6 protein-coding genes and 2 pseudogenes are annotated in these 10,930 nt (G+C 53.8%); 3 read left to right on the top strand and 5 right to left on the bottom strand.

All coding sequences use genetic code 11. From position 1 onward, the window contains the following. Nucleotides 1-528: 528 nt before the first annotated feature. On the top strand, nt 529-2,181 hold the full coding sequence (locus GC090_RS21890; RefSeq protein ID WP_324022128.1) for a methyl-accepting chemotaxis protein: 1,653 nt from the start codon (nt 529-531) through the stop codon (nt 2,179-2,181). A 375-nt stretch (nt 2,182-2,556) separates the two neighbouring features. Here the strand turns inward: GC090_RS21890 and nhaA are convergent, their stop codons facing one another. Together nhaA and GC090_RS21880 are read right to left on the bottom strand one after the other, a co-directional pair. Continuing rightward, a complete protein-coding gene (nhaA, locus tag GC090_RS21885; RefSeq protein ID WP_324022127.1) occupies nt 2,557-3,771 on the bottom strand; it encodes a Na+/H+ antiporter NhaA in 1,215 nt (404 codons plus the stop codon). Nucleotides 3,772-4,116: 345 nt separating this feature from the next. Next, nucleotides 4,117-4,662: a P-loop NTPase family protein gene (locus GC090_RS21880; protein WP_263752175.1), complete on the bottom strand. Its 546-nt coding sequence runs from the start codon at nt 4,660-4,662 to the stop codon at nt 4,117-4,119. Nucleotides 4,663-4,822: 160 nt separating this feature from the next. Here GC090_RS21880 and GC090_RS21875 point away from each other — a divergent pair. Both GC090_RS21875 and GC090_RS21870 read left to right on the top strand, forming a co-directional pair. Beyond that, nucleotides 4,823-4,940 (top strand): annotated as a pseudogene (locus GC090_RS21875) (methyl-accepting chemotaxis protein); the annotation flags it as partial. 244 nt (nt 4,941-5,184) lie between these two features. Beyond that, complete coding sequence (locus GC090_RS21870; protein ID WP_324022124.1) at nt 5,185-5,706, top strand: hypothetical protein; 522 nt, start codon at nt 5,185-5,187, stop codon at nt 5,704-5,706. A 46-nt stretch (nt 5,707-5,752) separates the two neighbouring features. Here the strand turns inward: GC090_RS21870 and GC090_RS21865 are convergent. The 3 genes and pseudogenes from GC090_RS21865 to umuC all read right to left on the bottom strand — a co-directional run. Further along, nucleotides 5,753-6,186 (bottom strand): annotated as a pseudogene (locus tag GC090_RS21865) (methyl-accepting chemotaxis protein); the annotation flags it as partial. Nucleotides 6,187-7,604: 1,418 nt separating this feature from the next. Then, a complete protein-coding gene (gene repA / locus GC090_RS21860; RefSeq protein ID WP_324022122.1) occupies nt 7,605-8,624 on the bottom strand; it encodes a plasmid replication initiator RepA in 1,020 nt (339 codons plus the stop codon). Nucleotides 8,625-9,666: 1,042 nt separating this feature from the next. Beyond that, nucleotides 9,667-10,929: a translesion error-prone DNA polymerase V subunit UmuC gene (umuC, locus tag GC090_RS21855; protein ID WP_324022120.1), complete on the bottom strand. Its 1,263-nt coding sequence runs from the start codon at nt 10,927-10,929 to the stop codon at nt 9,667-9,669. Nucleotide 10,930 lies beyond the last annotated feature (1 nt).

The following is a 10,930-nucleotide window of genomic DNA, read 5'->3' as shown; positions in this document are numbered from 1 at the left end:
AGTGTGTTTTCCGGGGCACAGGCCCTGGCAGCTTTCTGCTGACGCTTAACACAGAAAAAATTGCTAAAGATGCTTATAATCGGGACGATAGTATTCAGTGAGATAATAACTCGAATTTAATAACACAGTAGTAATGGTTAATTGCGGCTGGCAGCTCTTCCGGACTGCCAGCCTTTTTTTCGCTTCTGGCACAAAACGGAAGAAATCATCAGACAAGTCCACAATGAATAAATTGTGGGTACGGCAGGCTTTATTTCTGCCCGTAGAGATAAAAGCAGTATTATGTGTCTTACTTTTTCGCTGGTCCGTCCCTGTTTAACGCTGGCCCATCAACGGTCTCGCTCCCTCCCGCCTGCCAGGTTAAGCCCTGTCAGAATGAACATTCTTTAATCGCTGCCGATAGTAATAATTCCGTCATAAAACCAAACGGAAATGTATTACATCGTCCTTCTGCGGCGCAGGAGAGCTTCTGTATCAGCACTGACGTCTCCATACATCAGTGCTGATACCCGACACCAGGGAACCTGTATGAACAATATTAAAATAGGTATAAGACTCAGTGCGGCCTTCGGCTTTATGGCATTGCTTGTGATTATCATGGTGCTGATTGGCGTCCTTAAAATTAACTCGCTCGGCAGTGCGAACGATGAAATTTCAGGCAGCCTTTACAGTAAATCCTCCGCCTCCCAGTCTCTGCGCTATCTCACATCAGACATGAGCCGCCTCGCCCGCAATGCAATTCTCTTCAAAGACGAGTCTCAGAGAGAGAAAGCCATCAGTGACTACCGCAGCGAAAGGCATGAGCTTGACAGCCTGCTCGAGCTGCTCCGGAAACAGGTGAGCTCACCCACAGGGCTGGAAATCTTTAAGCATCTCACGGACCGGGCAGACCTCTTTTTACCTTTCCTTGATGAAGTTGTGGCCCTCGCGAAAAACGGCAAGAACGACGAAGCCACGCAGTTGCTTTTTGGTCCGCGCTATCAGAGCCAGGGGGAATTCATGGCCTCCCTGAAACAACTGCAGGACCATCAGGAAGCGCGGATGATTACCGCTGCTGCACAGGCGCGCGCAGACCGTTCGTCAGCACTGATGATACTCATTACCGCAGGTACTGTTGCAGTACTGCTCGCCGCCATATCTGCACTGTTCATTACCCGGAGTATCACACGGCCGCTTACGGAGGCTGTTCAGGCTGCACGCCGCGTGGCCCTGGGTGACCTGAGTGGCGCGGTGCATGCTGGTCATAAAGATGAGACAGGAGTCCTGCTGTCAGCCATTCGTGACATGCAGGATTCCCTGATTAACACCGTCAGCCAGGTAAGAAGCAATGCGGAGAGTGTTGCATCGGCCAGCAACCAGATTGCGCAGGGGAACGCTGACCTCTCACAGCGAACTGAAGAGCAGGCCAGTGCACTGGAGCAGACAGCGGCAACCATGACGCAACTGGGTATGACCGTCAGGAACAATGCGGAAAACGCACGGCAGGCGGGACAACTGGCAGTGGGCGTACGCGATGTGGCAAATAAAGGCAGCGATGCCACAGGTGCCATTACCGGGACCATGAAGACCATCAGCGAAAGCTCCGGCCGTATAGCTGATATTACAGCCGTGATTGACGGAATCGCATTCCAGACGAATATCCTTGCGCTCAACGCCGCGGTTGAGGCAGCAAGGGCGGGTGAACACGGCCGGGGTTTTGCCGTGGTGGCCAGTGAGGTCAGGTCTCTGGCGCAGCGCAGTGCAACAGCTGCCGGTGAAATACGTCAGCTTATTGAGGCAAATGCGCAAAGCGTCGAAGAAGGTAACAAACTGGTGGTACACGCTTCTGAAACAATGTCAGGCATCCTCTCTGCGGTCGGAAAGCTGACTGACACCGTTGAGGAAATCACCTCCTCTAGCGCCGAACAGGCCCGCGGTATTGAACAGGTAGGCATAGCGGTAACGGAGATGGACAGCACCACGCAACAGAACGCCTCGCTGGTCGAGGAGTCTGCCTCAGCGGCCGCGAGCCTTAAAGACCAGGCCGAACGGCTTCTCCAGGCCGTATCCGTTTTCAGTCTGGGTAATCAGGTCATTAGGTCTTCTGTTAATGCGGCCTCTGAACCCGTAAGGCAGAAATTCAGTACGCCGGAAACAGGCGCCGGCGTAACGAACAAGGACGAAGGCTGGACGCATTTCTGATCGGAGTACCGCGCTGCTGACTGGCGCGGTACCACGTGGAACTCCTTCAGTAAGTCAGATCAACATCCGTTTATGACCCCCTTGTCTTCATCAGGCAGTGTCCGCTTTGAGCGAGAAGCGGAGGTTTATCATCAGATAGATTCTGGTCTGGGGGAGTTCTACTTAGAGCAGATTAGAGCAGAAGACTTTTAGCTTTACCAACTGAGTGAATAAGGGATTGATGCGATGAAGACAACCTTGATGAGCGCTTACCGCGCCTTTTTTAAAACCTGAACTGGCTGACTACCCTCCCATTATCAGAATCCCGCTCGCCTGCAGCCAATGCAAGCGAGCGGGATTGATTGTCCTCTTAAGAACTAGGCACGGTTCATTCAACTAGATGGATTGCCCAGATATTCGACGCTTGGCACACAGCAATACAATGACACCCAAGATGGCGGAAATGACAGAACCCATCAGCACACCGACCTTCACTTCGTCGACCAAATGCTGGCTGTCCGGAAAAGCCAGAGCGCCGATAAAAAGACTCATCGTGAAACCAATGCCGCATAAAAGCGCAGTTCCGTAGAGTTGTAGCCATCCACATCCAGTGGGTGGTTTTGACAACCCTGAACTGATTGCTAGTGCAGCGAAGCCAAACACCCCGACTTGCTTCCCAAGTAGTAATCCGAGAGTCACTCCCAGTGGCACCGGGTCGACCAGGTTGTCAGGAGAAATACCTGCAAGCGATACGCCCGCATTGGCAAAGCCGAAGACAGGCACAATGGCAAGCGCTACCCAAGGATGAAGCTTGCCCTCCAGGCGTAAGAGCGGTGACCTACTCTCGTTCTCCGGGTCACCTAAAGGCATACACAACGCAAGAATGACACCCGCCAAGGTCGCGTGAACACCGGATTGAAGCATGAAGAACCAAAGCAGCCCGCCAGCTAATAGGTAAGGAAGAAGCCTCGTTACGCCACAACGATTGAAGACCACCAAAAGAACGATAACGGCCAGCGATGCTAGGAGCATGCTGACAGACAAATCACTCGTGTAGAACAGTGCAATAATTAACACTGCCCCCAGGTCATCCAGAATCGCCAAGGCGGAAAGGAAGACCTTGAGCGACATAGGCGCACGCTTTCCAAGCAGCGAAAGCACCCCGAGAGCAAAAGCGATATCAGTTGCTGCTGGAATGGCCCAGCCTCCCATGGTCACAGCGTTTCCCCAGTTAATAGCGAGGTAGATTAGGGCCGGTACAAGCATGCCCCCCAAAGCGGCAAATCCTGGCAGAGCCCTTTGGTTCCAGTTGGATAACTGGCCGACCAGCATTTCACGCTTGATCTCAAGGCCTACTAGCAAGAAGAAGGCAGCCATCAGGCCGTCATTAATCCAATGCTCAACCGACAGACCAATGACCTTGATATGCAGTGCTGAGAAATAGCCAGCAGACAGAGGGGAATTGGCGACAACAAGCGCAGCGAAAGCTGATGCCATGAGGATCAGGCCGCCCGCTGACTCAGCGGCAAAGAATCGTGACAGAAATGCAAGAGCGGAAGATGTTGCTGGGTATTCGTGAGCGTTTTTAAGGCGCGAGGGATCTAGGTTCATTGGGCACGGGAACTCCACGCGGCGGCCCGACCTGCGTTGAGTTTTCCTGCCCTGCCGCATTGTGCGGTGACACCCAGTATCCATCTTACCGCAACCTAACCACCAGAGTCTTCGAATAGTTCTCTCTCCAGACCTTTTTAATCCTGCCCCCCATTCTGTGGCAATGCGGTGACCGGCTCCCAGCAAACTAACATAACGCGATGTAAGCAAGTTCCGATTCTGGCACAGAGCGGACGTTCTATGGAGGATGCCGGTGAAGCACAGAAATGGTGTACTGTTGCTGCCGTGTGCTTACATCGTTTTTGGGGGCCTGCAAAAGACGAGGCGTACTGCTGTGTATTACTTTCAGCGGAGTAATTCCAGTCCCCATTGCTGACAGCAGGCACTGATATCACGGGATGACTTCAGCATCACTTTTGGAAGAGTGCTGTGGCAGAAAAGCTCTCTGTGACGGAGCTGGTTTTTCGGCGCAGTCAGCGTGATGTATTTGAGCATTTCCCAGGTCACGCTGTCCTTTCCGGTATAAAGACCACCGATTCTGGGACTCGACGAATAGCACCGCTTTATATATCGCAGCAGTGCCAGAGGCATCGAAACATTCAGCAGTATCAGCCCAGTGGCACGCGCAAGTCGCTGTTGTAAGCACTTCGTGTAATTGCCATCCATCACCCATTTTTCCGTATTCACGGCTTCGGCATGTAATCGATGAAAATCTTCTGGTTTTCTGGGGATCCATTTTGTACCCAACTGGTGATGGAGTTGGTCCAGATGGATTAAAGGCAGAGATGTTTTGGCTGCTATCGCGCTGGCCAGCGTGGATTTACCACTGTTGGAGGGGCCCAAAATGCAGATGCGATGGCCGAGTTCTTCCAGTGACACTGATATATCCATAAATCACCCCCGATCACTCGTGTCCCATGTAAACCCGGCTATCTTAACATATCTATCTTATCTGCCCTCTCCTGAGACACTGGCGAACGGGGCCTGAGCGGCTACCTCAACCCGGAATGCAACGAAGACCGTTGACGCCGACAAGTCTCAGGTGAATCACATGACCGAAACAATGCAGAGCATTCAGGAGCGCGCTGAAGGTACGGGATATTACGTCGGTGATTGAAAACATTGCCTTCCAGACCAATATCCTTGCGCTCAACGCCGCGGTCGAGGCAGGCGTATGAAGGCGCCTCCCTCAGCGTCAGGGGGCGTACCTGCCGATAATCAGGCCGACTATCTGAATCGATATCAGTCTTCCGTGCGCGAATTACTATAAAGAATGTCTTACACGCTATATTTCCGGAACCGGGCAGATTCAGATGCGACTGAAGAAGTGCCGGTTTATGCCGATATATTAGCTGCTTACACAATATTTACTGAACACTGGCGAAAATCATACATTAACCCATGCAGGACGATATGAAATCTAAAAGGCTGATACTGTTATGCCTGCTCTGTCTGGGACTGAATGGTTGCGCAAAAGTCCTCCCTCTTAATTACACAAACTATGAGGGAATTGACGCTGCGACACTGTATGTCCTTAACAGCCAGGGAAACGTGGGCACAATCTATCTGGCATCTTATGACTATAACAATAAAGACAGCTGCTACGACATGTCTGATCGTTACGAGCTCGACTCCAACTTCTTCAAAGCAAAAGGGAGCGTGATAACGGCCAGGATAAAACCCGGCGTTTTTTATTCCGTATCCCAGATCAGAAATGACGGGAGGTTTATTGAGAATACTGACTCTTCAGTCATTCCGGAGGCCGGGAAATCTTATTATGTATCTTCAGGCAGCCGTGCCGTTCAGGTTCCCGACAGCTTCAGACCAGACGCATCAGAGAGCCCTGATGAAGTTGTTAAAGTTTACGGAAATAATAAAGTAACTTACTGGAATGTAAAAAAAATCTGTTCCCGGCCTTTCTGGAAGATTGGCTGAGGGATTATCTCAGCCCTGAGATAACCCCGTACTGTGCGAATCACTGTCAGCTTTCTGCCGGCTCCGCTAAAATAGCAGAGCCGGCACATTCATTACAGACGCGAAACGCCTCCACCATACCCCGCAGGGGGGTGAGCCTGCTCTGAGAGTGAACGGGAGACCGGGGACGCCTCCTCAACCAGCGCCGCGTTGTTCTGCGTCAGGCCGTCCATCTGGCTCACGGCCACGCTGACCTGCGAAATCCCCTGCATCTGCTCCGACGAGGCCAGGGCGAGGATGTCTGTGAACTCAGCCAGTTCGCCGACCATGCCCATTATCTTCAGGATGCTCTGGCTGGTTCCCGTGGCGCTCTCCACGCCGCTTTCCACCTGGGCAACGGCCTGCGCAATCAGGAGCCTGATGTCTTTCGCGGCCACGGCGCTGCCCCAGCGTCCGCACCTCTCCGGCCACCACCGCGAAGCCGCGACCCTTTTCGCCGGCACCACTGGTATATGGCGAAAGAACGTGAAACGTCGGTGGGCAGGCTTAGTCGGGAGGAGATTGCATAACTCAGAGAGGAGTGGCATTCGCTAAATACTGAATTTATCAGTAAAGAATATGCGTTTCACCAGAATCTGTCTCAGCTCGCAAGGCCGGTAATCACGCAGCTACAGACGACCCTGAACGCTGCGCCAGACTTTTAATGGTGATGGATAAAAAGGAAGCTGCACGGCGAATGAGTCTGGGTGCCGCCATGTTCAGAAGCCGGGCCAGGCTGAAAATGTCATCTGACTGGCCCTAAGAGAGGGCGTGCAGGGAAAGTACGGAATTGTAGGTTGATAGACTACAGGGTCGGTGAAAAAACCGTATCCCTGGAAGTCAGTCAGGTATGTTTCTCGCCCTCGGACCGGGACATCAGGCAGTAATTCAGGTTGCTCAGTTTAACAACGTAAACCCGATGAACGTCCGCTTCTGGCACAAAGAGTACGTTCAAAACTGAATTAATCCCTGCAGTGAGAGTCGTATTAATAATGCCGCCTGAGCGGCATAAAGGCGCCAGATGACGTAAAAGATGGCGCAGAAGCTGAATGGCGCCGTACGCCCGGCGTAGCCGGTTACAGACCTATAAATCGTGACATACCCTACCTTTCTCTGAAGAGCCCTGCGGGCTTTCAGCAATGAAGAAACTCAGGTAACTCCTTTTAACCCCGGTGAGCGGGCTTCACGGCGCCTGCGACGTGAAGGGCGTGATTTCCGGGGCCTTGGCGTCGGCAGCCTGCTGCTGACGCTTAGGGGGGTGTTCACTGTAAGCAGAAGCAACTCCACTCACAGCGATACAAATACTATTAGTTACAACACCCATTAATCAGCCACGCCTGTTCCGGCCCGAAGGGCCGGGCGGGGGCGGCTGGTCAGTGGGGGCGATGGGTTATCAGGTCCGGCTCCGGTCCCTGCCTGGAGGGGCACTCAGGGTGCAGGACTGCGCCGGTGCTGTTTACAGTGAATGAATGTATGCTGTAACTAAAATGATTGTGTCCGGGGCCCGCGTGAGCGGGAGCTACTTCTGACTCTGAGCGGCGCGGACGCCTGCGGCCGCTGCGAGCGAAGTCCTTTTCCACTTATCCACAATCTCGCGGGTGACAGAGATCGTTCCGGGTTTATCCGGAAGACCTTAAAACAGTGTTTACGAATGTTTTGCAGATTATCTGATATCCGTTTGCTGCTTTTTGAGGTTATCCCTTTGCGGATTTCTGTGAATAAAAGGACGGCGACGGGGTTTTGCGCACGCTGCCGGCGCATGAACGACGTCGCGGCCGGCATGAAACGGGAATAATGGCGAAGACGTGGCCGGAGCCTGAAAAAAAACCACGGCAAAAGCCCCGGTTAAGGGGCATGGTCTGTATGTCGGGTGTTATGCGTCAGACGTGGGTGTCGTGTGCCTCAAACAGCTGCATCTGGAAGAGCTGCCGGATAGCCAGCTTCTCAAGACGCTCATCCGTGCAGTACAGCAGCTCGCCTGCGGGCAGCGTTTTACGCAGGTGTTTCATCATCTCAAACACCTGCACGTCCCGTGGATGGCTGCTGAGCCGGTTTGCCCGCTTACGCATCGCCCCCTGCTGACGACGGTATTTCAGCGACTCGCTCCTTTTACGGTCGTACCAGCGACGTCGGGCGGCCTGTGGCGAGATGTCTTCATCCTCCCGCATCAGCCCTTCCGCTATCATCTGCCGGCGTTCCTCACTCCTGCGCAGCGCCTTTTCCTGCTCCTTTGCGAGTCTGGCCATGTCCGCGCCCAGCATCCGGAAACCGGCATCGGTTATCCAGACATACTTCGGCAGCCACTGCCCGGACTCGCGGTCCCACATTTTTTCTTCCGACACCGCGAGTACGCCATACCGGACCTGTTCGCTAATCAGGCGGGACATACGGCTCACCGTGACGGCCGTCTCCGGAATGACGTTGCCGTGTTCGTCTTTCGGACTGACCTCCTGAGCCAGCCGCGACGTGCACATGCCGACAGAATGTTTGCCCTTGTCGCAGAAACTGATCAGAACCGGCCAGGTGCAGTCCAGCAGCCGGGCTTTTTCCGGTTTGAAATGGTTTTTACGCCCCGCCTTCTGGCGGTTCATTAGGTAGTAAGGATGCAGCGACATACGCATGCGCAGCTCGCTGAGGCCGGTTTCCGGATCGGTTTTCACCAGCCGGTTGTAGAGGTAGCCGATCTGACCACCTACCGGCTTATAGCGCGCCGGCCGGAACCATTGCGGGTTTTCGCATTTTGCGCGCGTGGAGTGTTCGCCCCTCACGCGCCGGGTCTTACGGGGTACAGCGGGGACGAGAAAAGAGGACGTTTCACCGGCGTCGACGCCCTGCCAGAAACGTATCTGTTCTTCGGTGCTGAGCTGACTCCAGTGACGGGTCGGGTTGCGCTGTTTCATGACAGCGCCTCCCCGGCAGACTGAGACCACTCTGTTCTCTGGCCACAGGTATGCCGCAGAACTTTACAGACCGCCTGACGTGAAAACAGAGCAGCCGGAAAAAAGACGCGGGGAAACCCACCGTCATGACTGCCGGTGTCACGAGCGAACAATACCGTTCTGATGTGAAGAGGTATTGCCGGCCGGTTCAGCCGGAAAACAGACTTCAGCAACGTAGCAGGAGCCGGGCCACACCCGGTCGGGAGGCAAATGCCGGCAGCAGAATGGTCACTGCTGCAACGTCTGGCTTCATACGGGGTCGGGCAGTTTAACCCGGTTAAAATCTGGTCATTCACCCTGTCCCGGACTTATGGCGGACAGGGGTTGTCTTATGAAATGCATGCGATATAATCCTTCACAGGCCTGCGCCTGCTTTTGACCCCCTGATTTCTGAATCCAGCCCGCCAAAGTTGAAGACAGAATCAGGGGGTTTTTGCATTCAGAATCCGGGCACGCCGGATTCTGACCCTGGACGTTTTACGGATACGTCCCATCCGGATAGTCGGTGGCCCCCACGGCCGCGCATGTTCGGTCACGGAGGTTTGTGCTCTCCTCTCCTGCAGACCGCCACAGCCCGCCGAAAAGGATCGTTACGATCGCGCCACACGATCGTCCGAAAATCATACCCTCAGAAAAATCTCAGATCCAGCCTGATGTTAAATTTCGTCACCTTTTTGCCTCACAAAAAGGTCTCTGTCGCAGATGCCTGTTTTTTCTGTTTTCTCTCTGCATGGCGGTGCAAAAAGTCCGGAACAGATACGGTCGGGGATTAAAGCTGAAAAGGCTAAAGTTAGTGATAACCGAGACGATAACTGTCTCTGAACGCGGACTTACCTAAAAGAAAAAATGGTACTGGTTAATTCAAGCCGGCAGCTTTACCGGGCTGCCGGTTCTTTTTTCATATCTGGCAATCTGCTTTAGTGATGAACTGACGTTCTCTCACGGAAAATATAATGACTGAACGCCTGAGGCGATCCGGATACCTCCGGTTTACCCCTTAAATCTACTTTATTACCGGTATATCTTTTAATCGTGTCGTATAGCGCGGCGACAGCATTTCACGCTTCATCTGCCATGAACTGTCGCGCTCTCCCTGGCCCGCAAACCAGACCTTTCCTTTTCCTGAGCGGTTAATACCGTCCAGCGCTGCCATTAAAGCGTCTGCGTTGGCACGTGGCTGCTGTTCACTGAACATGTCAAACTGTGCCACCCCTGACTGGTAAAAATCGCTGAGCATCACACCTGCTCTGGCATACCGGAAACCATCCCGCCAGATGGTGGCGAGACCGCGAAGTGCTGACGCTATGATGTCCCGCGTGTCACTGGTCGGATAGTCGCAGACACACGACGCGGTGTTCGAATACTGTGGCTCACTGCCGTGCCTGGCGGTGGCGACGGACACGCTGACATGACGACAACGCGAATTCTGCTCCCTGAGCTTTTCCGACGCGCGCGTGGCATACAGCACCACGGCCTGCTGCATGTCTTCCAGCTGCGTGATCCTCTCGCCAAAGGAACGCGAGTTTACGATCTGTTGCTTTGGCGGCGGGGCATCCTCAAGCGCGAGGCAGGGCTCACCATTCAGTTCACGCGTGGTGCGCTCGACGATAACGTCGAAATTCTTTCGTATCATGCTGATGTTGCTGTCCGCAAGCTGAAGGGCAGTGGTAATGCCCAGCTGGTTCAGGCGCAGACTGATGCGCCGGCCAATTCCCCAGATATCGCCGACGTCGGTCAGGTGAAGGAGTTTTCGCTGCCGGGTTCTGTCAGACAGATCCACAACGCCGTTTGTCCGTGTCCACTTCTTCGCGGCGTGATTGGCCAGTTTGGCCAGCGTTTTCGTCGGCCCGAACCCCACGCCGATTATCAGCCCGGTTTCACGCCGGATACGCTCACGCATCTGCTGTCCGAACGTCTCAGGCGGAATAAGGCTGCCAATCCCTGAGACGTCCAGAAAAGACTCATCGATGGAATACACTTCCTGTCCTGCGGCCATTTCACCCAGTATGGCCATCATGCGCGCAGACATATCGCCGTACAGCTCGTAGTTGGAACTGAATACATGCACGCCGTTTTGCCTGAAAAAGCGTTCGTTCTGAAACAGCGGAGCCGCCATTTTGATCCCTAAACGTTTCGCCTCTGCCGATCGCGCAATCACGCAGCCATCGTTGTTCGAAACGACCACGACGGGTTTACCGCGCAGATCGGGCCTGAACAGAGTTTCACATGAGGCGTAAAAATTGTTGGCATCGGCCAGCGCAAACATG

The sequence above is a fragment of the Pantoea sp. JZ29 genome (genome assembly GCF_035190385.1).
Classification (GTDB): Bacteria; Pseudomonadota; Gammaproteobacteria; order Enterobacterales; family Enterobacteriaceae; genus Pantoea; species Pantoea stewartii.
Note: the sequence above shows the minus strand (reverse complement) of the source record. Positions and strands in the feature narration are given on the sequence as shown.

What these genes read in the sequence shown, in the direction of transcription:
- GC090_RS21870 (WP_324022124.1), top strand. Translation starts at nt 5,185, where the DNA reads ATGAAATCTAAAAGGCTGATACTGTTATGCCTGCTCTGTCTGGGACTG.
- GC090_RS21880 (WP_263752175.1), bottom strand. Translation starts at nt 4,662, where the DNA reads ATGGATATATCAGTGTCACTGGAAGAACTCGGCCATCGCATCTGCATT.
- repA (WP_324022122.1), bottom strand. Translation starts at nt 8,624, where the DNA reads ATGAAACAGCGCAACCCGACCCGTCACTGGAGTCAGCTCAGCACCGAA.
- GC090_RS21890 (WP_324022128.1), top strand. Translation starts at nt 529, where the DNA reads ATGAACAATATTAAAATAGGTATAAGACTCAGTGCGGCCTTCGGCTTT.
- umuC (WP_324022120.1), bottom strand. Translation starts at nt 10,929, where the DNA reads ATGTTTGCGCTGGCCGATGCCAACAATTTTTACGCCTCATGTGAAACT.
- nhaA (WP_324022127.1), bottom strand. Translation starts at nt 3,771, where the DNA reads ATGAACCTAGATCCCTCGCGCCTTAAAAACGCTCACGAATACCCAGCA.